This window comes from Cupriavidus sp. UGS-1 (assembly GCF_021213615.1).
Taxonomy (GTDB): domain Bacteria; phylum Pseudomonadota; class Gammaproteobacteria; order Burkholderiales; family Burkholderiaceae; genus Cupriavidus.
In genome coordinates this window covers 1-24,273 of sequence record NZ_JAJQJF010000017.1, presented here as the reverse complement: position 1 = coordinate 24,273, position 24,273 = coordinate 1, and the positions used below count along the sequence as shown (strand labels likewise).

Below are 24,273 nucleotides of genomic sequence, written 5' to 3'. Positions count from 1 at the left end.
CGATTTTTAAGCGGGCCCAAAGACGGCGCTCCCTTGTCTGAGGCGTGCTGAAACTTATCAATGCTAGATTCATCGTTCACACCGATGAGCCCTGTCCAGTCGAATCTTTATGTGGCCAATTGAGATGACCAGCCCAGTATTTTTGACTCGTGTGGTACTCCGCAACTACAAGAGCATCGGTAACTGCGATGTTAAGTTGCAGCCATTGACATACCTCATCGGCGCCAATGGATCGGGCAAAAGTAATTTCCTGGACGCTATGCACTTGGTGCGCGATGCGCTAGTTGGATCACTAGACAATGCTCTTAGCGAGCGCGGTGGGCTGCCAGAAGTACGTAGACGCTCCAGTGGCCATCCAACGCACTTCGGAATCCGGCTTGAGTTCATACTGCCGAGTGGTATGAGAGGTCATTTTGCCTTCAACGTTGGTGCGCTAAAGAATGGCGGCTATGAAGTTCAGACGGAGGAGTGTGCCATCGGTGGTCGTGGAAAAGGCCCGTTCTATAGTATCGAAAGAGGTAAGCTAAAGCAGAGCAGTGAATCGACTTTTCCGGCGGTAACGTCAGACCGGCTTGCTCTGGTAGCAGTGTCGGGGTTGACAGCATTCCGGCCGGTATTTGATGCACTGGTTTCTATGGGTTTTTACAATCTGAACCCAAAATTGATGCGCGAGCTTCAGAAGCCGCAAGACGGGCGCTTGCTAAAGCCAGTAGGCGAAAACATCGCAAGTGTGATCGGCCACCTTGAGAAGCATGCGCAAGAGCAAATCAAAACTATTGAAGAGTATTTGCAAACGGTCGTTCCAATGGTTCATGGGTTCGAACGTAAAGCCGTGGGCCCAATGGAAACGCTGGAGTTCCGTCAGGACATGGCTGGGTCCGCGCATCCATGGCGGTTCCTTGCACAGAGTATGTCGGACGGTACGCTAAGAGCCTTGGGCGTGTTGACTGCACTGTTCCAAGGAAATAGAGACTATTCCCCAACGCTTGTTGGAATCGAAGAACCGGAAACCGCGCTACATCCAGCAGCAAGCGCTGCTCTACGGGAGGCGCTGACAAAGGCCTCGCGGCATACGCAGATCATAGTGACCAGTCATAGCCCTGATCTCCTGGATGACCCTAATCTGGACCCTGATTCGATGCTCGCTGTGCTGTCGGAGGGCGGTGAAACACACATTGCTCCACTGGATGAGGCTTCACGCAGAGCCATGCGAGAACACCTGTTCTCTGCCGGCGAGTTGCTCCGGATGAATCAGTTGACCCCGGACCGAGAGGTATTGGCTACGCAAGCCAAGAACCAAGCCGATCTTTTCGGAGATATCTCGGTATGAGCTTAACCGTCGCGTCCATCGTGGAGGGGCACGGCGAGGTGGCCGCATTGCCCGTACTGCTACGGCGGCTAGGGGAGTGGAAGACGCCGTTCGCCTATGTAGATGTCCCGACCCCAATCCGCGTACAGAAGGACCGTTTCCTGAATCGCGATGAGGAGTTTCGCCGTCATCTACTTCTAGCGTCTCAAAAGTGCGGGCCCAATGGGTGGGTACTAGTCTTGCTTGATGCTGATGACGATTGTCCAGCGGAGCGCGGTACCACTATCGCCCAGCGCGCGAGGGCTTGCCTTCCGCACGACCGGGTGTCAGTTGTTATGGCAAATCGGGAGTACGAAGCCTGGTTCATCGCTGCGGCGCCTTCGCTGAACGGGCACCGTGGATTCGATTGTAAAGAGCCACATATTGAGGCGGAGACTCCGCGAAACGCCAAGGGCTGGATCAGCCAGCATATGCGCGGCGGATATGGGGAAGTATTAGATCAGCCGGCCTTTTCAGCATTGATTGATCTGCAACAAGCTTTTGACGGTAGTCGCTCTTTTCGGAAGCTTTGTAGTGACTGGGAAAAATATGTCATTGCGCTCTCTAACGATGGTCCCGTATAGCGTGGGTCATAAGAGGTGTACGCGGAGCACCTGAACAGCATCACGGGCGAATTCACCAGCGACGACCTGCTGGGGGCGATCTTTATGCGGTTCTGTATCGGGACGTAAGGCCAGCCCCGGCGGGCCTCAGCGCTGCGCTGAGCCGTGCTTTGCCCCCCGCGCCGCCGCCGTCAAGATCCCCGCCGCCAGCAGATTCGCCGCCACCGCCGCCAGGATCGGCAGCGTATAACTGCGGCTCGCATCGAACGCATAGCCGGCCGCGCTCGGTCCGATCAGCGTGCCGAAGGCCACGCTGGTGTACAGCACGCCGATGATGCCGCCGACGTTGCGGCCGCCGAACAGGTCCATCACGACCGCCGGCAGCACCGCGACCCAGCCGCCGTAGCAGGCGCCGAACAGGAAGGCGAACAGGGCCAGCATCCAGAAGCCGGTGGCGACGGCCCAGATCACCAGCGTGAACGCCAGCGCGATCACCGTGCACAGCAGGAAGCGCTGGCGGCCCATGCGGTCGGCCAGGCTGCCCAGGAAGAAGCGTCCCACCGTGCTGCCGACACCGATCACGCCCAGCAGCAGCACGGCCGTGCCCTGCGCAATGCCGAGGTCCTGTGCGTGTGGCACCAGGTGGACGAAGGGCACGAACACGCCGAACGAGGCGATCAGGCACGCGGCATAGAGGCTGATGAACTGGCGCGTCCGTACGGCGTCGCCGACCGACAGGTCGGCCGACGGCGCGGCGGTGTGGGAATGGACAGGCAACGGCTCGCCGTCCGCTGCCAGGCCGCGCTCGCGCGGATCGTTCTCCAGCAGCAGCGACGCGCCCACGCCAAGCACCGCGGCCAGCACGCCCAGCGTCAGATAGGCGTCTCGCCAGCCCGCGCCGTCGATCAGCAGCGCCGCCAGCGGCGGCATCGCCAGCGTGCCGACGCCGATGCCGCTGACCGCAAGCCCCGAGGCGAGACCGCGCCGCTTGACGAACCAGCGCTGCACCGCGCCCACCGCCGGCACATAGGCCAGGCCGACGCCCAGGCCCACGCCGAGCCCGTAGGCCGCGTAGACCTCGACGATATTGCGCGCGACGCTCGCCAGCGCGAGCCCCGCGCCGACCAGCAGCATGCCGGCGATGCACAGGCGGCGCGCGCCCCAGCGATCGGCCAGCGGCCCGCTGACGATGCCGAGCGCGAAATACAGGAAGCCGGCCAGCGAGAACACCAGCGAGACCGCCCCGCGCGACGCGCCGAACTCGCGCTGCAACGGCTCGATGAACGCGCTGAAGGTATAGGCGCTGCCAAAGCCGACGAAGGTCACGGCGAACGCCGCGGCGACGACCCACCAGCCGTAGAAGATGCGCTGCTTGACCACCAGTGTCGTCATGTCAGTTCACCGGATGTTGTCGATGCCAATCGGTGGCGCCCTGGAAGGCGGCGCCCGCGCGCACCAGCATCGCTTCGCCCAGATGCGGGGCGACGAGTTGAAAGCCGATCGGCAGCCCTAGCCGCGACAAACCGCCTGGCAGCGTGATGGTCGGATGGCCGGTCAGGTTGAAGGGACAAGTGTACCGTTGCAGGCCGGCGATCAGCGCGGGCTGTTCGCCGAGCGTGCGAACAGCGGCCAGCGACAGCGGCGCATACGGATGCACCGGCGTCAGCAGCAGGTCGATGGTTTGCAGCAGGCCGACCATGCGGCCACGCAAGTCGGCACGGCGCAGCAATATCCGCTGATAGTCGATGCCGGACAGCGCGCGTCCCGCTTCGATGACCGAGGCCAGCACCGGCCCATATTCGTCGCGGCGGGCGGGATAGCTGGCGGCATGGGCGACGGCCGCCTCGACCGCGCAGTTGGCGGCCCAGTCGTCGGTCAGCGCGCTGCCCGCACGCATTGCCTCCGGAACGCGGACGTCGACCACGGTCGCGCCGAGCGCCCGCAAGACCTCCGCGCCCGCGCAGACAACGGCCTGGACTTCGGCATCGATGCCGTCGCCATTCCAGTCCGCGTCGATGCCGACGCGGACGCCGCGCAGGTCCGCCGCCATCGCGCCAAGGTAGTCGGGCACCGGCTCGTGCAGGGCGGTCGGGTCCTGCGTGTCGGCGCCCCCGATGACCTGCAGCAGCAGGCCGGCATCCGCCGCGCTGCGCGCCATGGTGCCGACATGGTCCAGCGACGGCGCCAGCGGGAACACCCCATGCCGGCTGACGCGGCCCCACGTCGGCTTCAGCCCGGTCACGCCATTGGCGGCCGCCGGCCACCGGATCGAGCCGCCGGTATCCGACGCGATGGCGCCATGGCAAAGCCCGGCCGCCGTCGCCACGCCGGCGCCGCTCGACGAGATGCCCGGCCAGTAGTCCGCATGCCACGGGTTCCGCGGCGCAGTGACCGAGGGGTGATGGTCGGAATAGGCACCTTCGGTCAGTTGCAGCTTGCCCAGCAGCACCGCGCCCGCCTGCTTGAGCCGCTGGACGACGGTGGCGTCCCGGTCCGGCCGGAAATCCCGATGGATCGCCATGCCGGCACCGGTCGGCACTCCCTCGGTCCAGCACAGGTCCTTGACGCCGATCGGCACGCCATGCAGCGGGCCGCGATATCGGCCAGCGGCAGTCTCGGCCTCCGCGGCTTCCGCCTGGGCCATCGCCATATCCGCCATCACCAGCGCGTAGCTGTGCAGCACGCCGTCCAGCGCGGCGATGCGATCCAGCTGGGCGCGCACCACGGTCGTCGGCGAAATCTCCCGGCGCCGGATTCTTGCGGCCAGTTCGATGATGGAGAGGAAATGCCAATCGGGCGCCATTGTTTACTCGTAAGGAAAGAAGGTTAAGTAGAATTGAAGCGGCCTTGCGCTGGAGCGTACCCAACGCTGCGCTGACATGGCCAGACGACGTCCCAAAACTACCTTTTGTCCCGTCGCCCGCGCAAACCAGATTTCATGGGCCCTTCGCCTTAGAAAAACTAATGTCAAACCACAAGCTGCCACCGCTCAATGCCTTGCGGGCCTTCGAGGCCGCGGCCCGGCATCTGTCGGTCAAGCACGCCGCCGAGGAGCTGTGCGTGACGGCCGGCGCGGTCAGCCAGATGGTCAAGGCATTGGAGTCGCATCTGGGCGTCAAGCTGTTCCAGCGGGTGAACCGCGGCATCTACCTGACCGAAGCCGGGCGCGCCTATCTGCCGCCGGTGCGCAACGCGTTCCGGCAGATCAAGGACGCGACCGGCCGCATCGCGGCGCCGGCAGACACCGGCCTGTTGAACGTCAGCGTCACGCCGTTCTTCGCGGCCGCGTGGCTAGTGCCGCGCCTGCAGTCGTTCCAGCAAACCCATCCCGATATCGATCTGCACGTGATCACGACCACCGCGCTGGCCGACTTCACGCGCGACGGCGTGCATGTCGCGGTCCGGCACGGCCTGGGCCAATATCCGGGCCTGCACAGCGAGCGCATCATCGCGGTGGAGATCGTGCCGGTGGCTGCGCCGTCGCTGGTAGCCAGGCTCGGCATGCCGGCCACGTCCGCCGATCTGCTGCGCTGGCCGCAGGTGCACGACACCGAGCGCAAGGGCTGGCATCTGTGGTTCGCGTCACAGGGCATCGACGAGATCGAGCGCCCGCGTGGACCGTCGTTCGACGATTCGAGCCTGTTGTGGAAGGCCGTGATGACGGGCCAGGGCGCAGGGCTGCTGCCGGCGGCGATGGTGGCCCGCGAACTGGCCGACGGCTCGCTGGTCCGTCTTGCCGACGTCACGCTGCTGGATGCGTTCGCGTACTACCTGGTCTACCCCGAGGAAAGCCACGCGCGCGCGAAGATCGCCTCGTTTCGGGAGTGGATCCTGGAAGAGGCAGCCCGTGCCGGCAGCGCGTAGCCGGCGCATCGAGTCTTGCAATCGGTCCTGAATCGGGACCTCGGAACCGGTGCGCATCGCGATCGCGCGATCGCCCTGCGCAGAGCGTCGCATCGCGACAGGAGCCCGTATGGAAGCCTTCCACAACGTCAATCTCGCCTCGCTGCTGGACACGCTCGTCAGCCTCAGCGCCGCCTTCATGTTCGGTGGCGCGATCGGATTCGAGCGGCAGTACCGGCAGCGCACCGCGGGGCTGCGCACCAATGTGCTGGTCGCGGTCGGCGCCGCGGTATTTGTCGACGTCGCCAACCGGCTGCATGGGCACGATGGCGCGGTGCATGTGATGGCCTACGTCGTGTCGGGCGTCGGCTTTCTCGGCGCGGGCGTGATCATGCGGGAGGAGGGCAACGTGCGCGGGCTCAATACCGCGGCGACGCTGTGGGGCTCCGCCGGCGTTGGCGCGGCGGCCGGTGCCGACCTGATTCTCGAGGCGATGATGGCGACGGTGTTCGTGCTCGCGGCCAACACGCTGCTGCGGCCGATCGTCGATGCGATCAATCGCAAGCCGCTCGATGTCGAATCGGTCGAGGTTACCGGCACGGTCCACGTGATCGCGGAGCGGGGTCAGCAGAAGGCGGTCATGGCGCAGCTCGAAGAGGCGCTGGAGCGTGGCGGTTATCCGGTGCACGATCTCGACATCCAGCCGTTCGGACAGGACGAGGTCGAGATCGAGGCGACGCTGGTGGCAAGTTCCTTCGATGGCGATGCGCTGGACCGCCTGGTGCAGCGGCTGGCCGCACTGCCCGCGGTGCGCCAGGCGTTCTGGAGCCCCAGCACGACGACCTGACCGCGGCCGGCGTTGTGCGCGCCTGCGCGTTGGTTTCGGGTTTGTAGGACTACACCCACATGGCTTTCGGCGCTCACTTGATAAGGACGCGCCGCCCCTCTGTGTATCGTTCAGTCAAACGGTTGGCATTGACTTGTCACTCCGTACGAACAACTGCAGAGGTAAGCAAACATGGCTTCGGCCCTCGTCAGTATGCCTGTGGAGCATGCCCGGGCGCTTGCCCGGATTCTGTCCGTGACCCGCGCCGCCTGGCGCTTGAATGAAAACGTCGAAACCGGCAACACCGCGCCATCGCGCAGTGCTTCGCGGCGCCGCCGTACCGCCCGTCTTGCCGACCTCGCGGCCCGCGCGTTCGAAGCGCAGGTGATGGCGCTGCGCTGCCGCCAGGCCTTCGTTGGCTGACGCCGATCCGGTTTGCGAACACGCAGGTGCGATTGACGCCAATCAGCAGAGAATTCCGCAGTACCTTGTAGTGCTTGTTCCGTTTTGCGCGCGACGTTTCTGCGCGTTTGTGTGTCTCCTTGGTTCTTGGCCAGCCTACGGGCTGGCTTTTTTCGCCGGCTTTGGCCTGCCCGCGCGCCTTACCTGGGGAACGTCGATTCCAGCTGCCGCACCACCTCCAGCAGGCGCGGCCGCACTTCGTTGAGCAGGAATTCGGGCGACAGGCTGTACGACGGTCCGCCGACATTGAGCGCCATCCTCGCCATGCCGTTGCCCGGATCGAAGCCGCGGCCGATGCCGTTGACGTCCTTTTGCCAGTCGCCGAACGAGCATGCGACGCCCAGCGCGCCATGGTCCTGCAGTCCTTGTTCGATGCCCTTGCGGATGCGCGGCCAGGCGACGTCGTCGAGCTCGCGTATCTGCTCGAGCAGCGCCTCCCGTTCTCCATCGGGCGCGACCGCGAGCCACGCCCGCCCGATCGCCGACGTCGACACCGGAATGCGAGAGCCGATGTCGAGCGTCAGCGAGATCGCGGCCGAGCTACGGCAGTGCTCGACGTAGATCATCGACAGCCGGTCGCGCGCGCCGAGCGATACGGTGCCACCGGAGAAGTCGGCCAGTTCCTGCATCAGCGGCCGCGCGACCTTGCGGATGTCCAGCCGCGACAGCATCGCGCTGCCCAGTCCCAGGCAGGCCGTGCCGAGCGCGTACTTGGTGGTGCCTTCGTATTGCGTCAGGTAGCCGAGCCGGGTCAGCGTCGCGGTCAGGCGCGACACCGTGGATTTCGGCAGACGGCAGCGCTGCGCGATCTCCTGATTGCCGAGCGCACGGTCGCTCGAGCGGAAGCACGCCAGCACTTCGAGTCCGCGCGCGAGCGCCGTGACGAAATGCCGGTCTTCCTTCGATGCGGCCTTCGATGTGGCCGTCGATGTGGCCGTCGATGCGGCCCCGTTCGTGGGCGAGCTGTCGCGCATGGGAATGGACTTCTGCTGGCCGCTCATCCGACCCGGATACCGGTCTGCTGCACCAGCGACTGCCACACCTTCTGGTCGCGCTTGAGCAGCGCCGCGAACTCGTCGGCGCTGGTGCCGCGCGGCAGCATGCCGGCCTCGGTCAGCATCCGCGATCCATCGGCCGAGCGGACGATGCGTGCAATTTCGGTCGATAGCCGGTCGATTACCGGACGAGCGCAGCCATGCGGGGCCAGCATGCCGATCCAGCCGATCGCCTCGAAGCCCTGGTACCCGGATTCCGCGAAGGTCGGCACGTCGGGCATCGACGGTACGCGGCTGGTCCCCAGCGTCGCCAGCACCTTGATGCGGCCCGCCTCGCCATAGGTGCGCGCCACCACCGTGGAGACGAAGCCGGCCGGCAGCTGCTTGGCCAGCAGGTCGGCGATCGCCGGGGCATCGCCCTTGTAGGCCACGTGCACCGTCTCGATGCCTGCGCGCCGCTTGAACAGCTCGCCGTACAGATGCCCGGTCGAGCCGACGCCGAGACTGCCGTACCCCGATCCCGGATGCGCCTTGGCATAGGCCGCGTAGTCGCGCAGCGACTTGATCGGCAGATCGGCGTTGGCGACGAACACCTGCGCGGCGTCGGCGACCAGCGACAGCGGATCGAAGTCCGTCATCGGGTCGTACAGCGGCTTGGGCTGGATCAGCGGGCTCTGGATCAGCGCGGTATTGGTAAACAGCAGCGTGCGGCCGTCGGCGGGCGACTTGGCCACCTGCGCGGCGCCGATCATGCCGGCGGCGCCGGGGCGGTTCTCGACGATCACGGTCTGCTTGACCGCCGCGCCCAGCCGGTCGGCGATGAAGCGCGTGATCGCATCGGTCGAACCGCCGGGCGGGTAGGGCAGCACGATGCGGATCGGGCCGTCGATGGTGGCGGCGCCGGACGACTGCGCGCCGGCAAGGCGAGGCAATGCGAGGCTGCCGGCGAGCGCGGCGGAGGTCTGCAGCAGCTTGCGACGGGACGGGTTCATGGTTTGTCTCCTGATGTCATCGGGCACTCTTGCGGCGCCCTTCCGATCGATGTGCGACCGCGGCTTTGCACGGCATCGGTCGCGCTTGCTCAATGCGTTCTCAATGCGTCCTCAATGCGTCCTCAATGCGTCCTCATTGCGCGCGCATTGCGATGCTCACTGCGACTGCTCCGCCTCCAGCTGCGCCTGCAGCTCGACCTTGCGCACCTTGCCGGTCGCGGTCAGCGGCAGTTCTTCGACGATGCGGATCTCCGGCACCTTGTAGACCGCCATCTGTTCGCGGCACCAGGCGTGCAGCGATTCGGCGTTGACCGTGGCGGCGTGTTCGGGCCGCAGCCGGATGAAGGCCACCGGCATCTGTCCCTTGTCGCGATCGGGCCGGCCGACCACGGCCGAACCCAGTACCGCGGGATGGCGCGACAGCAGCACCTCGAGCTCCGACGGAAACACGCTCATGCCGCGCACCTTCAGCATTTCCTTGCGGCGGCCCAGGAAATGCAGATAGCCGTCCTCGTCGTAGGCGCCGATATCGCCGGTGCGGAACCAGCCGCCGCGGAATACTTCGGCGTCGACGTCCGGCCGTCCCCAGTAGCCCTTGAACAGCGACGGCGTGCTGACGACGATCTCGCCTTCGGCGCCGATCGGCAGCAACGCACCGGTGTCGAAGTCGCAGATCTTGATGCGCGTGCCGGGCACCGGCAGGCCGACGAACACGGGCCGCCCGCGCAGGTCCATGTCGTCGTGCTGCATGCCGGTGGTGAAGGTGTCGCTCGTATGCGTCTCGGTCATGCCCCAGGCGCCTTCGGCCAGCACGCTACCGGTCAGCTCGAACCAGCGCCGGCGGATGTCGGGCGTGATCTTGCGGATGAACGAGGCCGCGCGCGTATGCCGCAACGAGCGCAGGTCGTAGCGTGGCAGGTCGGGGTGGTTCATCAGCTCGACCGCGTTGTCGACCACGACGAAGGTGCGGTTGACACGGTAGCGGTCGATGGCCGCCATCACGGCCACCGGATCCCAGCGCGCGAGCACCACCACGGTGGCGCCGCTGAAGATCGGATAGATCAGTCCCAGGTTCTCGCCGGCGATCCAGAACATCGGCAGGAAGTTCAGCATCACGTCGTCGGAACCCTCGGCCATGCGCGCCGCGTCGACACCGCCGGTCAGCGCGTACGAGGCGGCGGCCGTGTAGACCATGTCGCGCTGCGTGTGCATGCAGCCCTTGGGCATGCCGGTGGTGCCGCCGGTGTAGTTCAGCGCGGCGAGCGCGTCGAGATCGACGGGCGGCAGCGCGATCGGCGACGTCGCGCGGATCGCCGGCATCAGGTCGGTCGCACCGTCGATTCGCAGCGGCGCCGCGTCGAGTCCGGCGGGCAGCGGCACGGTCGGCCGCGCCGGCAGCATCTCGCCCTGGCTGGTGGTGAAGACCGTGCGGATGCGGGTCTGGCTCTTGACCGCCATCAGCATGCCTGCCAGCTGGTCCAGCACGATGATCGCGGTCGCGCCCGAGTCGTTCAGCTCGTAGCGCAGCTCCTCTTCCTTGAACAGCGGATTGACCGGTACGTAGACCGCGCCGAGCTTCAGGATGCCGTAGAACACCACATGGAACTGCGGGCAGTTGCCGATCATCACCGCGACGCGGTCGCCCGCGCCGATGCCGTGCGAGGCCAGCAGCGCGGCGCAGCGCTCGCTGAGGTCGTCGAGCTCGGCATAGCCGACTTCGGTGCCGTAGTAGATCAGCGCCGGATGCGTCGGGCGACGGCGCGCCCACGCGCGCAGGTAGTCGCCGAGCGCGACCTCGCCGTGCGGGTACACCGGCGCGGTCGGCAGGCCGGCGGGCCAGATGCGGCGGTGGCGCGCTTCCAGATCGTCGAAGAACTGCGCTTCGGACGTGGCGTCATGCGATGCCGGTGGGTTCGACTGCTCGCGGTCCATCTGCTGTCTCCTGTTGCATTCTTGTTGGGGTCGATGGCAAGGCGGGGGACGTCTGCGGCGGTGCCGGCGCGGGTTCTCCTTACCAGGCGTCGACGTAGGGCCGCAGCGGCCGGTCCCGATGCGATGTGCCCGCGTCGAGTCCGGTCACCAGCCACTGCCGCGTCGCCGCCGGGTCGATCACCGCATCGAGCTCGAGTGCGGCGGCGGCGTTGATCGCGTGGCCACGCTCGTACATCTGCGCGACCAGCTTCTGGAACAGCGCATCGCGTTCGGGCCCCTCGGGCAGCGCCTCGAGCTCCTTGCGAAAGCCGAGCCGCACCGCTCCCTCGAGGCCCATGCCGCCGAACTCGCCGGTCGGCCACGACAGCGTGAAGGTCGGCGCGCGAAAGCCGCCCGCCGCCATCGCCATCGCGCCGAGGCCGTAGCCCTTGCGCAGCACCACCGCGAGAAAGGGCACGCGCAGCTTGGCGCCGATCACGAACATCCGCGAGACGTGGCGCACCTGCGCGCGCGCCTCGACCTCCGGGCCGACCATGAAGCCCGGCGTGTCGATCAGCGAGACGATCGGCAGGCCGTGCGCATTGCAGATCTGCATGAAGCGTGCGGCCTTGTCGGCGGCGTCCGCGTCGATGGCGCCGCCGAGGTGGCGCGGGTTGTTGGCCAGGATGCCGACCGGGCGGCCCTCGATGCGGGCCAGCGCGGTATGGATGCCGGTGCCGAAGCCGCTGCGCAGCTCCAGCACGCTGCCGGCGTCGGCGATGCCGGCGATCGCCGCGCGCGTGTCGTAGACGCGCAGCCGGTTGTCCGGCACCACGCGCCGCAGTGCCAGCGGATCGGGCGCCTGCCAGTGGGCGACGGAACCCTGGAACATCGACAGATAGTGCTTGGCCGCGGCCACCGCGGCGGCCTCGTCGTCGACCAGCAGATCGACCACGCCGTTGTGATGCTGCACCGCGGCTGGGCCGATGTCCTCGGGCCGGAACACGCCGAGCCCGCCGCCCTCGATCATCGCCGGTCCGGCCATGCCGATATTGGCGTTGCGCGTGGCGACGATCAGGTCGCAGCAGCCCAGCAGCGCCGCATTGCCGGCAAAGCAGCGCCCGGAGGCGATGCCGATCACCGGCACCTCGCCGCTGAGCGCGGCAAAGGCCGCGAAGGACGGCTGGTAAAGCCCGGCCACGGTCGGAAAGTCGACGTCACCGGGCCGGCCGCCGCCGCCTTCGGCAAAGATCACGGTCGGCAGCCGGTTCTGCAGCGCGACCTGCAGGATACGGTCGGTCTTGATGTGGTTGCGCTTGCCCTGCGTGCCGGCCAGCACGGTGGCGTCGTAGGCCAGCACCGCGCAGCGCGAGCGCTCGGCCGGGAACAGCGCACCGTTGACGCCGCCGATGCCGGTGATCAGGCCGTCGGCCGGCGTATTGGCGATCAGGTCCGCCTCGCTGCGCCGGCTGGCCTGCGCGGCCACCGCGAGCGCACCGTATTCGACGAAGGTGCCCGCATCGCACAGGTCGGCGACGTTCTCGCGCGCGGTGCGCTGCCCGCGGGCATGGCGCTTGGCGACGGCGTCGGGCCGCGCCTCGTCGTACAGGAAGGCATGGCGATCGAGTACGCGCTGCAGGTCCGCGCGGATCGCGTTCGGATCGGCCTGCTCGGCATCGCCGCCGGTGTGCGCGCCGGCGTCGGCGGGTTCCAGCACCAGCAGCACCTGCCCTTCGGCGGCCTGCTCGCCGGCCTCCGCGCGCAGGTCGATCACGCGGCCCGGCTGTTCGGCGACGATCGCGTGTTCCATCTTCATCGCGTCGAGCACGGCGACAGTCTGGCCGGCCTGCACCAGCTGGTCCACCGCGACGCTGACCTCGACCAGCCGCCCGGCCATCGGCGCGCGCACTGCGCGCAGGCCCTCGCCGAGCTGCTCGTCGAAACTGCTGGCGCCGACCGGTGTGGTCGCGACGCTCGCCATGGCGCCGCCGGTGCCGTCCTGCACCGCCTGCTGCGCGCGGCGCTGCGCATCGAGCTGCGCGGCGCGGGTCAGCAGTTCGGGCAGCACCGCCTCGACGTGCCGGGTATGGATCTGCTGGCTGGCGAAGTCTTCGCGCTCGGCCAGCGCGCGCAGCAACTCGAGATTGGTCGCGATGCCGCGGATGGTGAATTCGCCCAGCGCGCGCTGCAGCCGTCGTACCGCGTCGGCGAAGCGTCCGCTGCCGGACGTCACGATCAGCTTGGCCAGCAGCGTGTCGTACTGCGGCGAGGGCGCGTAGCCGGTATAGCCGTGCGTGTCGACGCGAACGTCGGGGCCGGTGGGTGGATCGAAGCGTTCCAGCCGTCCCTGCGCCGGGCGGCCGAGCCCTTGCGCATCGATCGATTCGGCGTTGATCCGGGCCTGAATCGCATAGCCGCGTGGCGCGGGCGGCCGCTGCGGATCGAGGCCCAGCTCGCGCAAGGTCCGGCCCTGCGCGAGCCCCAGTTGCAGCGCCACCAGATCGACGCCGGTGACCTGCTCGGTGATCGTGTGCTCGACCTGCAGGCGTGGGTTGGCCTCGATGAAGACGAAGGACGGGTTTGCGCCATCGCGGACGGTCCCGTTGGCTGGTTGGGCTTCCTCCACCAGGAATTCGAACGTGCCCAGGCTCCGGTAGCCGGTTCGGCGCGCGAGCGTACGGGCCGCCTCGACGATGCGTTCGCGCAGCGCGGGGTCCAGCGCCGGGCTGGGCGCGATCTCGACCAGCTTCTGGAAGCGCCGCTGCAGCGTGCAGTCGCGCTCGCCCAGCGAGATCACGTCGGTCCCATCGCCGGCGATCTGCACTTCGATATGGCGCGCCCGCACAACCAGTCGTTCGGCATAGACCGCGTCGATGCCGAAGGCCGAGCGCGCCTCGGAACGGCAGCGCGCATAGGCCTCGGCCAGCGCGTCGCGCTCGCGCACCACGCGCATGCCACGCCCGCCGCCGCCGCCGACCGCCTTCAGCACGATGCCGGCGCCTTGCTGCTCGTCGAAGAACGCCGTCACTGCCTCCAGCGTCGCGCCGCCTTCGGTGGCTGGCATCACCGGCACGCCGCATTCGCGCGCCAGCGCCAATGCGCGGCCCTTGTCGCCGAACAGCGCGAGCTGGTCGACCGCCGGGCCGACGAAGATCAGGTCGGCCTGGGCGCAGGCCCGCGCAAAGTCCGCGCGTTCGCTCAGAAAACCGTAGCCGGGATGGACCGCGTCGCAACCGGTGCGGCGCGCAGCGGCAAGGATGGCGGGGATGTCGAGGTAGGCGGCGGGGCCTTCGCCGTCGAGCGCGACCGCTTCGTCGGCCAGCAGGCGGTGGCGGCTATTGGCATCGTCGCGTGCGTAGACGGCGACGGTCGCGATGCCCAGATCGCGGGCCGCGCGTTGCACGCGCAGCGCGATCTCGCCGCGATTGGCGATCAACAGCTTCTTCACAAGTGTCCCCTGTCGATGTCGCCGCCGCCGGCAGCGGGGCGCATTGTTTTTTGTGGCATGTGATTCTGCAAAGCAGAATCTACATGTCGGGGGATGCGGGGGACAAGGGCGTTTGCCGCGGTGGGACAAAGACGTTGGCGATAATCGGCCAATCAGAAATTCCGCTGTGCAGAATCACGGTTCAAAATCGGGCGCCACTGCCGTCGATACCGCATCGGATCTCGCATCGGTTGCCGAGCGAATCGCCCCTACAGATCGCGCGGCTAGTCGCCGTTAACCGGCAGAGACCCCGCCATGCGTGCGCTGCGATGCTGGCGGGAGAAGCCTGCCACCGCGCCATCGAACCAACCGGACCCCGAGGGGAACCGCCATGACTTCCGCCCTGCCACGCCGCGGCCGCGCCGCGTTTGCCGTTTCGTCCGCCCGTGCGGGCCTGCCGAGGATGTCCGCGCTGACGGCGCTGACCGTGCTGACCGCGCTGACGGTGCTGACCGCGGGCTGCGCCACCTATCAGTCGGTCAGCCCCGCCGAAGCGGCGCCGCCGGCCGATCCGATCGCGGCAATGGTCCGCATCGATCCGGACCTCGGGGCCTCGTTCTGCGTGATCGATAGCCCCGCCGGACGCGCACCGTTCGCGGCGACGCTGCTGCAATCGCTGCAGCGCCGCGGCTTCGAAGCGAGGCTGCTGCCGCCCGGATCGTCGGTGGCGGCCTGTACGTTGACGGCGACCTATGCGGCCACCTCGCAGTCGTACTGGCGCACCTTCCTCGCGACGGCCGACATCACCGTCTATCGCCGCGGCGAACGCGTCGGCAAGGCGGTCTACGACGCGCGGCGCAGCCAGGGCGGCGTCAACCTGAGCCACCTGATCGAGCCGCAGCAGAAGATCGACGAACTGGTCGACCAGCTGTTCCCGGGCCGCCTGCCGCATCCGGAGGCGCGGGACCGCAACGCCCCGCCGTCCGATCCGAACGGCGGGGCGGGTCCGAACGCCAACTCCGGCGCTACCGCTACGCCAGCCTGAACGCCTGCACCGCCTCGCGCAGCTGCTGGGCGCGCTGATCGAGGCTTTCGGCGGCGGCCGCCGCCTCTTCGACCAGCGCGGCGTTCTGCTGCGTGACGCCGTCCATCTCGGCCAGCGCGTCGCTGACCTCGGCGATGCCCTGCGACTGCTCGCGCGACGCCGCGCTGATTTCCGCCATGCGCGTGGCGATGCCTTCCACCTGGCGCACGATGTCTTCCATTGCGCTGCCGGCCTGCTGCACCGCTGCGTGGCCGTCGCGCAGGTCGGACACGGTGCGTTCGATCAGCGCCTTGATTTCGCCCGCCGCGGTGGCGCTGCGCTGCGCGAGGCTGCGCACCTCGCCGGCCACGACCGCGAAGCCGCGGCCGTGTTCGCCCGCGCGCGCCGCTTCGACGGCCGCGTTCAGCGCCAGGATGTTGGTCTGGAACGCGATGCCATCGATCATGCCGATGATGTCGACGACTTGCTGCGCGTTGCGATGCACGCCGTCCATCGTCTGCACCACGCGTTCGACCGTGCCGCCGCCGTGCCGGGCCGCATCGGCGGCGCTGCGCACGGTGGCGTCGGCATCTACCGCGGCATCGGCGTTCTGCCGCACCGTCGCGCTCAGCTGCTCGATGCTGGCGGCGGTGCGCTCCAGGCTGCTGGCCTGGCTCGCGGTGCGCGCCGACAGATCGGCGTTGCCGGTCGCGATCTCGCCGGTGCTCGCGACGATCGCATCGGCGCTGGCCCGCACGGTGCCGACGATGCCGGACAGGCCCTGGCCGACGCCGTCGATTGCGCGCATCAGCTCGCCGATCTCGTCGCGGCGCGGGCTGTCCAGGCGCGCGGTCAGGTCGCCGGCGGCGAGACTGCGCGCGGCCGTCGCCGCATCGGCCAGCGGCACGCTGACCATCCGGCGCAGCATCCACCAGAATCCCGCCGACACCAGCAGCGCAAGCGCAAGGCCCGCGCCCAGGAAGCGATTGCGGTTGGCGATCAGTTCGGCGCGCAGGCTGTCGACCGGCACCGAGCCGACGATCAGCCATTGCCATTCGGGATAGGTCTCGAACGCGGTCAGGCGCAACGCCGGGGCGCCGCCGTCGAAGGCGATCCGATGCGTCAGGCTCCCCTGGCGCGCGCCCATCATCTCGCGCAGCCAGGTCTTGCCGTCTTCGTCGCGCGCTTCGAGCTGGACCGTGCCCTCCTGGCGGCGGCCGACCAGCAGCTTGCCCTGGTCAGGACCGGGCTTGGCGTCGACCACCACGAAATGGCCGTCCGTGCCGATCGACTTGCGGCGGATGCGGTTTTTCAGCATCGCGAGCTCGGCACTGACGTCGACGCCGACATAGAGGGCGCCGGCGACCTTGCCGGCGGCGTCCCGCACGGGCTCGTACTTGCTCATGTACGGCTTGCCGAACAGCCAGGTCAACGCGCGATACGAGCGGCCGGCCTGCACCGCGGCATAGGCAGGCCCGGCGCGGTCGAGCAGCGTACCGACCGCCCGCTCGCCGTTCTGCTTCTTCAGCGAAGTCGTCACGCGCACGAAGTCGTCGCCGCGGCGCGCGAACACCGTGGCGATCGTGCCGCCGGTGGTCGCGAAGAAGCGGTCCGGCAGCTCGAAGTTGTTGTTCAGCACGATCTCGCCGCTGCTGAACTGCGGTGTCGGCTGGCCGGCGACCTCGATGGTCTGCGCGGGATCGACCGCATACGGGCCGGGCACCACCGCGGCGAAGCTCAGCAGGAAGCGGTCCGCCTCCTGCAGCATGGTGTCGTCGAACTGGCCGAGCAGGTCGCGCAGCGTTTCGTTCTGCGCGCTCATCGCCGCGCGCTGCTGCGCCTCGAGCTGGCGCATGCTGCTGTCCGACAGCACCCAGGCGAACAGGCCGAACACCAGCACCTGTACGGCCAGCACGATCAGCGCGAGCCGCGTGCCGATCCGCGCGGGGCCAGGGCGCCAGCGGCGTGATGGCCGGCTGGTGGACGAAGTGTCGGCGGGGGAAGGGGAGTAGGCGCCGGCAAGGCCGGCAGCCGAGGAAGCAAGGGGGGCGGGGGCAAGGGGGCGCACGTCCGTTTCCTGCGAAAAGGAAGTTGCCGGCACCACATGGCGCACGGCGGACGCATGATCTCCGTCACGTCGTCATGGATCGGTTTACGGCTGAGGACGTGCTGCGCTTGATGAGGGTGTTCACCGATTTCCATAGCCATTGACTCGGTTCGGTCCCCATGACGCAACAAATCAGTAACTCATAGCGCGGCAACTATTACGAAAGCTTCATAGCGTCGAATCGGCATGCTGGCGGTATCGGCGCGATGCGCCTCCCGCATGATCGGTACGATGGCCAAGCACGACGACGTCTCCTACAAGTTTCTGTATACCTGTCCCGAATTCGTCAGGGATCTTCTGAAGAGCTTTGTGCCGAGGCAATGGTGGCGCAAGGTGGATTTCACCACCCTGGAGCGCATGCCGTGCAGCTACGTCACCGATGACTTCCGCCAGCGCGCCGACGATGTGGTTTGGCGCGTGCGAACGGGACAGCAGTGGATGTACCTGTACATCCTGATCGAGTTCCAGAGTACCGTGGACACGTTCATGGCCGTGCGAGTGCTCAGCTACTTGATGCTTCTGTACCAGGACCTGATCCGGCGCAAGGAATGTTTACCGGGCCGTCTGCTGCCACCCGTGTTGCCGATCGTGCTGTACAACGGCGAAACGAAATGGACGGCGCCGGTGGATGTCCAAAGCCTGATCGCTCACGATGCGGACCTGCCGATTCCGCGTTTTCGCTATCACCTGATCGACGAGAGCCGGTACTCCGAAGCACAACTCGCTCGGCGGCGCAATCTCGTGGCGGCGGTGATGCGTTTCAACCGATTGAAGAACGAGCGGAGTCTGATCCGCGTAATTCGTGAGGTCCGTTGCTGGATCGACGGACGCAAGGAGCTCAAGCGGACTTTGGCGATGTGGATGCGTGGCGTATTGTTGAGGCAGCGCAAGGGCAAGCTCGCGCTGCCGCGGGTTCGAGATCTGGAGGATTTGGAAATGTCACTGGCACAACGGATGGACGAGTGGGCCGCCCGACACGAAGAGAAGGGCGAGAAGCGGGGCGAGAAGCGGGGCGAGAAGAAGGGAATCACGAAGGGCCGGCAGGAAGGTGCGGCCCGGGTGCTGCAGCAACTGCTGGCGCGCCGGTTTGGGCCGTTGCCACCGGGGGTCGTTGCCAAGCTGAACGCGGCGCAGGCGGCCGACATCAGGCGATGGAGCGGGCGGCTCCTGGACGCCAAATCCCTCGACGCCGTCTTCAAGACACGCTAAGGGCCGCGGCGATGCTCTTGGTGGGCATCTTTGCCGCGGAGAATCAAGGCTGCAGCTGTCCCAGCCGCACTACCGTCACGCCCGGGCGCAGCTGGCGCAGCGACGGCATTACCAGCACGCAGTCCGGATACGGCGTCATCACCGGCACGTCGTCGTTCCAGCCGATCACGGTGCCGGCCTCGGCGAAGGTCTCCAGGCCGATATAAGGACCGGCGAAGCGGAAGTTCATGCTGGTGGCGACCACGGGCTCGGTCACGCGCACCACGCGCTGCGGTGCGGCCTGTGCCGACACCCAGCCGGCGGGCAGGTCGCCGCTGTTGACGATGCCGGCGGCGAGCAGGAAGCGCGCCGTGCTGTCGCGCGCCACCGCCACCGACGATGCCTCCCAGTGCTGGCCGCACTCGATCAGCAGCGCATTCTTCGGACTGGCCGGATCGCCGAAGCCGGCATAGTCGCGCATGCGCCGGCCTTCCGGATGGCCTTCGTCGACGATCACATGCGCCGGTGCGCCGAGCGCGCGCGCCAGCGCCACGCCCTTGTCCAGCGGGCCCGACACGATCAGCGGCAGGCTCTTCTCGTGCATCGAGTGCAGGTCCAGCAGCAGATCGACGCGATCGATCAGCGGGCGCATCTCGCGCGCGCGCCGCAGCTCCGACGAGTCGCGCGACGCATCGTCGAGCACCGCGGCGGTCCAGACGCGGTTGAAGTCCTGGTCGACGAAGCGCGAGGCGTCCGGCTTGGCCGGATCGAAGCGGTGATACGCGTCGACGTTGGCGAACGCCAGCGTCAGCTGCCCGCGGCGGGGCTTGAGCCCGAGATCCAGCAGCTCCTTGACGACGATCGCGCCGCAGACCTCGTTGCCGTGGGTCAGCGCGTTGATCATCACGTGCGGACCCGGGACGCCGCTGTCGAAGTGGTGGACGTAGGCGACGCCGGTATTGCCGTCGGCGTACGGCCGGATATCGGGAAATGCGACTTCGACCGGGTAAGCGTCGAGCGTGGTCATCGTGTTCATGGGGTTCCCGTTATTGCTGGATGCCGGCCGCCTGCACGATGGTGCGGTACTTGGCGGTCTCGCGCTTGACGAAGGCGGCGAACTGGGCCGGATTGGCGGGCGCGACCTCGACGCCGGCCTCGGCCAGCTTCTTGCGGACCTCCGGCATCGCCAGCACGGCCTGCATCTCGTTGTTGAGACGATCCACCACCGCGCGCGGGGTGGCCTTCGGCGCCATCAGGCCGAACCAGACGCCCATGTCGACGCCCTTCAGCGCAGGCGTCTCCGCCAGCGCCGGCACGTCGGGCGCCACCGCGGCGCGCCTGGCCTCGGTCACGCCGTAGGCCTTGACCCGTCCGGCCTGGATATGCGGCAGCGCGGACGACAGCACCATCACCGCCAGATCGATCTGGCCGCCGAGCAGGTCGGTTGCCATGGCCGACGCGCCCTTGTACGGCACGTGCGTGATGCCGACCTTGCCCTGCTGCTTGATCAGCTCGCCGGCGAGGTTCAGCGGCGTGCCGACGCCCGACGACGCGTAGGCGAGCTTGTCCGGCTGCGCCCTGGCCAGCGCGATCAGTTCGCCGGCATTGCGCGCCGGCAGCGTGGGCTTGCCGACCAGCACCATCGGCTGCGTGCCGACGAAGGTGATCGGGGCCAGATCTTTCTCGCCGTCGTAGCGGACCGCCGGATTGGTCAGGCGGGCGATCGACACCTCGCTGCCCGAACCCATCAGCAGCGTGTAGCCATCGGCCTCGGCCTTGACCACGCGCGACGCGCCGATGGTGCCGCCGGCACCGCCGAGGTTTTCGATCACCACGCTCTGGCCGAGCCGCTTGCCCAGCTCGGGCGCGACGGTGCGGGCCACCAGGTCGACGCTGCCGCCGGCCGTGTAGCCGACCACCAGCGTGATCGGCTTGGCGGGCCATTCGCTGGCGCGCGCGTCGGCCGGAGCCAGCGACATGGCCGAGATGGCGGAGAACAGCAAGGTGGCGGCGGTGGCAGTCCGCAGCGAGATCTTCATGGCAACGCTCCCGTGTCTATCTGTTATCGATGTGGTATGGCGCGATGTTAGGGAGCGGCGCCGTGTCGTCGCATGCGGGTTTGGCAATGGCGATTGCCGGATCGGCAAGCGGGAAGGCGGAGCACCGCCTGCGCGCCCGGCCGCCCGGCGGTATTACGCCGTCGCGGCGCGCCAGAACGCCTCGGCGAGCGGGCGCATCGCCGCGCGCGAGCGATAGAGCCGGATCTGCAGCACCAGATCCCGATTGCCGCCCTGCTGCCCGCCAAACTGGCCGCCCTCGGTCCCGGCGTCCGCGACGTTGCCGATATCGGCGCGCACCAGCCGGCCGGCATGCAGATCGTCGGCGATCAGCCGTGCCGGCAGCCAGGCCAGGCCCATCCGCTGGCGCACCATCTCGTGCACCGATTCCGCGAAATCGCAGACCGCCACCACGTCGAGGCGGCCGGCCAGTTTGCGCCGGGCGATTTCCTGATTGACCATGCGGCCCATCGTCAGCGTTTCGGCATAGGCAATGATCGGGACCTGCGCGCCGCTCTTGCCGCCGGTGCCGCGCGCCGGCAGGCGAAAGCACGGGCCACCCGCGGCGTCGGCGGCGGCGACGCAGACCAGCCGTTCGATCCCGACCGGGTGGAACTGGTAGCGGGCCTCGTCCAGCCGCACCGGCAGGTCGGGCGGGCTGTAGCACAGCAGAAAATCGGCATCGCCCTCGGTAAACATCGCCATCGCATCGTGCATGGCGAAGGTCGACAGCCGCGTACGAAAGCCCGCGGCCACCGGATCGTGCCGCAGCGCCTGGCGCAGCCCGGCCAGCCACGCCGGCACCAGCGAGCGCGACAGCGTCTTGCCGGTGGCGATCACCACGGTGCTGGCATCGACACGGTGGGCCGCCCGCAGCGCCAGCCGCGTTTCCTCCAGCGTATGCAGCGCCGACTGCGCCGCCTCCAGGAACTGCCGGCCCTCGGCGGTCAGCCGGACTGGGAACACGCTGCGATCGATCAGCGGCGCGCCGGCCCACACTTCGACCGCCTGCATGCGGCGGCCGAACGCCGGTGGGGTGACGTTGCGCAGTTCGGCGGCGCGGGCGAGGCTGCCGGCCTCGGCCAGACAGACAAAGTCTTCGAGCCAACGGATATGCATGGGCAGGGGGGCGGTCGGTTGGTGTCGGGGGAGGGCGGCAGCGCGTCTTCCTTGCGCGGCCGCGTCATTCTAGAGCGTACGCAGCGGCCTGCACGCGCGCGGCGTCGTCGCGGCCAAGCGCCAAGGCGAAACGGGAATCATGTGATTGATGAATGAAGCGGGCGAAAAAATTCCGCTTGTTATTTGTCCTCGTAATGAACCGGTGCAAGCTATCACCGCCTTCCATCGGCTCCTACACTGGCTGGAAAGCCCGATCCCACTGGGAGTCCGCCATGCCGTCCCTTCGCCGCCTCGCCTGCCATGCCGCCTGCACGCTGATCCTGCTGGGCGGGTGGCAGACCGCGATGGCGGCACCCCGGCCGCCGCAGCCCGCGGAGACGCTGACGCGCCAGGCGGTGGCTGCCTACGAGGCGGGCGCTTTTGAGTCCGCGCTGCGCGACTTCGCCGACGCGGCGCGCCAGGGCAACCGGCTGGCGCAGTTCAACTACGCGATGATGCTGCTGCGCGGCGATGGCACCGCGTCGAAGCCGCAGGAGGCGCTGGTCTGGCTGAAGAAGGCGGCCGACAACGAGATGACGCATGCGCAGTTCACCTGGGGCGAACTGCACGAGCGCGGCGAACTGGTGCCGAAGTCGCTGGAGGAGGCCAACCGCTGGTATCAGCGCGCCAGCCAGGGCGGGCATATTCAGGCGCAGGTCGCGCTGGCGACCAATTACTTCATCGGCCGCGGCGTGCCGCGCGATTACGCCAAGGCCTTCGAGTGGTACACGCGGGCGGCGACCGCCGGGGACGGCGGGGCGCAGTACATCGTCGCCAGCTTCTACGAGCGCGGCGAGCCGGGCGTGGTGGAGCGCGATATCGAGCAGGCCAAGATCTGGTACGCCCGCGCCGCGGCGCGCGGCGACCCCGGCGCGCTGGCCAAGCTGCGGTCGCTGCTGGAGCAGACCGTCAGATCGCGCGCGCCGACGATGTAGCGGACGCCTTTCCCTCTGCCCTGCCCCTCTCCCGCAAGCGGGAGAGGGGATGAGGTGTGCAAGAGATCGCGCGGTGTTCCGGCGGTTCTCATCTCTGCTGGGGGCGCGAAAGGGAATCGCTGAGCCAGGACTCGCGCGGATTCTCCCCTCTCCCTTCTCCCGCTCGCGGGAGAGGGCAGGGGAGAGAGCAAGCGCGCGCCAGCGCGCCAGTGCGCCCTCAAGTCTGGATCAGCCGCTTCTGCCGCGAGATGTTCATCAGGATGCCGATCCCCATGCCGAGCGTGACCAGCGCGGTGCCGCCGTAGCTGATCAGCGGCAGCGGCACGCCCACGATCGGCAGGATGCCGCTGACCATGCCCATGTTGACGAAGGCATAGGTAAAGAAGATCAGCGTGACGGCGCCCGCCAGCAGCCGCGAGAAGTGTGTCGGCGCGTTCGCGGCGATATAGAGCCCGCGGAAGATCAGCAGCAGGTACAGCACCAGCAGCACGGCATTGCCGATCAGGCCGAATTCCTCCGAGTAGACCGCGAAGATGAAGTCGGTGTGCTTCTCGGGAATGAACTCGAGGTGGGTCTGCGTCCCCTTGAGCCAGCCCTTGCCCATCAGGCCTCCGGAGCCGATCGCGATGATCGACTGGATCGTGTGGAAGCCCTTGCCGAGCGGATCGGTGGTCGGATCGAGCAGCGTGCAGACCCGGTGCTGCTGGTAGTCGTGCAGCACCGGCCAGTTGACGCCGGGCGCGCACATGTCGTGCTCGAAGAACAGCAGCCCGGAGATCAGCGTCACCAGGATCGCCAGCGCCGGCAGGATCAGCTTCCACGACAGGCCGGCGAAGTAGATCACGTACATGCCGGCCGCCAGTACCAGCAGCGCGGTGCCCAGGTCCGGCTGCTTGGCGATCAGACCCACCGGTACCGCCAGCAGCACGCCGGCGACGATGAAGTCGAACCAGCGCAGCCCGCTCTCGCGCTTCTGGAAGTACCAGGCCAGCATCAGCGGCATCGCGATCTTCATCAGCTCCGAGGGCTGGATCACGATGCCGACATTGAGCCAGCGGCGCGCGCCCTTGCGGATCAGCCCGAACATCGCCACTGCGATCAGCAGCGCGACGCCGACCGTATAGAGCGGCACCGCGACCCGCATCAGCGTCTGCGTGGGCAGATAGGCGATCACCCACATCACCGCGTAGGACAGCAGGATATTGCGCAGCTGGTCTTCGACGCGGCCGGGCATGTCGACCGAGGCCGAGTACAGCGCGACGATGCCGGTGGCGAACAGCAGGAAGACGATCAGCGCGAGCGGCTTGTCGAAGCCGGTCAGCGCGGTCTTGATCAGGGACAGGGCGCGTCTGCGATCCATCTGCGCCTCCTTCAATGCGTGGCGTTGGCGCCCGGCGCCGCGGCGGCCTGCCGGGCGCGGGATGCGGGAGACGGAGC

The 24,273-nt window shown here is 67.8% G+C and carries 19 protein-coding genes; 8 read left to right on the top strand and 11 right to left on the bottom strand.

All coding sequences use genetic code 11. The annotated features are described in order from the left end of the window. Window positions 1–124 precede the first annotated feature (124 nt). On the top strand, window positions 125–1,330 hold the full coding sequence (locus tag LRR16_RS19360; RefSeq protein ID WP_232206847.1) for an AAA family ATPase: 1,206 nt from the start codon (window positions 125–127) through the stop codon (window positions 1,328–1,330). After that, window positions 1,327–1,932 (top strand): DUF4276 family protein, encoded by a 606-nt coding sequence (locus LRR16_RS19355; RefSeq protein ID WP_232206846.1) that lies wholly within the window; start codon window positions 1,327–1,329, stop codon window positions 1,930–1,932. The genes LRR16_RS19360 and LRR16_RS19355 overlap by 4 nt, the downstream gene beginning before the upstream one ends. A 126-nt stretch (window positions 1,933–2,058) precedes the next feature. Here LRR16_RS19355 and LRR16_RS19350 read toward each other — a convergent pair whose 3' ends face one another. Both LRR16_RS19350 and LRR16_RS19345 read right to left on the bottom strand, forming a co-directional pair. Next, entirely contained in the window at window positions 2,059–3,303 is a 1,245-nt protein-coding gene (locus LRR16_RS19350) for an MFS transporter (RefSeq protein WP_232206845.1), read from the bottom strand. Window position 3,304: 1 nt separating this feature from the next. Next, entirely contained in the window at window positions 3,305–4,714 is a 1,410-nt protein-coding gene (locus tag LRR16_RS19345) for an amidase (protein WP_232206844.1), read from the bottom strand. 161 nt (window positions 4,715–4,875) lie between these two features. Between LRR16_RS19345 and gcvA the strand changes: the two genes are divergently transcribed. The 3 genes from gcvA to LRR16_RS19330 all read left to right on the top strand — a co-directional run bounded on the left by gcvA (window position 4,876) and on the right by LRR16_RS19330 (window position 7,003). Further along, complete coding sequence (gcvA, locus tag LRR16_RS19340; protein WP_006579328.1) at window positions 4,876–5,775, top strand: transcriptional regulator GcvA; 900 nt, start codon at window positions 4,876–4,878, stop codon at window positions 5,773–5,775. A gap of 109 nt (window positions 5,776–5,884) precedes the next feature. Further along, window positions 5,885–6,601, top strand: coding sequence for an MgtC/SapB family protein (locus LRR16_RS19335; protein ID WP_006579329.1), 717 nt, complete (start codon window positions 5,885–5,887; stop codon window positions 6,599–6,601). A 171-nt stretch (window positions 6,602–6,772) separates the two neighbouring features. Continuing rightward, a complete protein-coding gene (locus LRR16_RS19330) occupies window positions 6,773–7,003 on the top strand; it encodes a hypothetical protein (protein WP_232206843.1) in 231 nt (76 codons plus the stop codon). 179 nt (window positions 7,004–7,182) lie between these two features. Here the strand turns inward: LRR16_RS19330 and LRR16_RS19325 are convergent, their stop codons facing one another. The 4 genes from LRR16_RS19325 to LRR16_RS19310 all read right to left on the bottom strand — a co-directional run bounded on the left by LRR16_RS19325 (window position 7,183) and on the right by LRR16_RS19310 (window position 14,388). After that, a complete protein-coding gene (locus LRR16_RS19325; RefSeq protein WP_232206842.1) occupies window positions 7,183–8,016 on the bottom strand; it encodes an IclR family transcriptional regulator in 834 nt (277 codons plus the stop codon). Between the two features lie 23 nt (window positions 8,017–8,039). After that, complete coding sequence (locus LRR16_RS19320) at window positions 8,040–9,029, bottom strand: tripartite tricarboxylate transporter substrate binding protein (protein ID WP_232206841.1); 990 nt, start codon at window positions 9,027–9,029, stop codon at window positions 8,040–8,042. Window positions 9,030–9,185: 156 nt separating this feature from the next. After that, window positions 9,186–10,961, bottom strand: coding sequence for an AMP-binding protein (locus LRR16_RS19315; RefSeq protein ID WP_232206840.1), 1,776 nt, complete (start codon window positions 10,959–10,961; stop codon window positions 9,186–9,188). A 79-nt stretch (window positions 10,962–11,040) separates the two neighbouring features. After that, window positions 11,041–14,388 carry a carboxyl transferase domain-containing protein gene (locus tag LRR16_RS19310; protein WP_232206839.1) on the bottom strand — a complete coding sequence of 1,116 codons (3,348 nt, stop codon included), beginning with the start codon at window positions 14,386–14,388 and terminating at the stop codon, window positions 11,041–11,043. 370 nt (window positions 14,389–14,758) lie between these two features. On the opposite strand from LRR16_RS19310, the gene LRR16_RS19305 reads away from it, so the two are divergent. After that, window positions 14,759–15,412, top strand: coding sequence for an Sbal_3080 family lipoprotein (locus LRR16_RS19305; RefSeq protein ID WP_232206838.1), 654 nt, complete (start codon window positions 14,759–14,761; stop codon window positions 15,410–15,412). On the opposite strand, the gene LRR16_RS19300 is transcribed toward LRR16_RS19305, so the two are convergent. Next, window positions 15,399–17,459: a methyl-accepting chemotaxis protein gene (locus tag LRR16_RS19300; RefSeq protein ID WP_232206837.1), complete on the bottom strand. Its 2,061-nt coding sequence runs from the start codon at window positions 17,457–17,459 to the stop codon at window positions 15,399–15,401. The genes LRR16_RS19305 and LRR16_RS19300 overlap by 14 nt on opposite strands. Before the next feature lie 270 nt (window positions 17,460–17,729). On the opposite strand from LRR16_RS19300, the gene LRR16_RS19295 reads away from it, so the two are divergent. Next, entirely contained in the window at window positions 17,730–18,707 is a 978-nt protein-coding gene (locus tag LRR16_RS19295) for an Rpn family recombination-promoting nuclease/putative transposase (RefSeq protein WP_043438345.1), read from the top strand. A 43-nt stretch (window positions 18,708–18,750) separates the two neighbouring features. Here the strand turns inward: LRR16_RS19295 and LRR16_RS19290 are convergent, their stop codons facing one another. From LRR16_RS19290 to LRR16_RS19280, 3 genes are all read right to left on the bottom strand, one after another. Next, complete coding sequence (locus LRR16_RS19290; RefSeq protein ID WP_232206836.1) at window positions 18,751–19,722, bottom strand: M14 family metallopeptidase; 972 nt, start codon at window positions 19,720–19,722, stop codon at window positions 18,751–18,753. A gap of 10 nt (window positions 19,723–19,732) precedes the next feature. Continuing rightward, window positions 19,733–20,725 (bottom strand): tripartite tricarboxylate transporter substrate binding protein, encoded by a 993-nt coding sequence (locus LRR16_RS19285; protein WP_232206835.1) that lies wholly within the window; start codon window positions 20,723–20,725, stop codon window positions 19,733–19,735. A 153-nt stretch (window positions 20,726–20,878) separates the two neighbouring features. Further along, a complete protein-coding gene (locus LRR16_RS19280) occupies window positions 20,879–21,862 on the bottom strand; it encodes a LysR family transcriptional regulator (protein ID WP_232206834.1) in 984 nt (327 codons plus the stop codon). Between the two features lie 272 nt (window positions 21,863–22,134). Between LRR16_RS19280 and LRR16_RS19275 the strand changes: the two genes are divergently transcribed. Next, complete coding sequence (locus LRR16_RS19275; protein WP_006579492.1) at window positions 22,135–22,836, top strand: tetratricopeptide repeat protein; 702 nt, start codon at window positions 22,135–22,137, stop codon at window positions 22,834–22,836. A 217-nt stretch (window positions 22,837–23,053) separates the two neighbouring features. Here LRR16_RS19275 and rodA read toward each other — a convergent pair whose 3' ends face one another. After that, window positions 23,054–24,196: a rod shape-determining protein RodA gene (gene rodA / locus LRR16_RS19270; protein ID WP_023263931.1), complete on the bottom strand. Its 1,143-nt coding sequence runs from the start codon at window positions 24,194–24,196 to the stop codon at window positions 23,054–23,056. Window positions 24,197–24,273: the final 77 nt, after the last annotated feature.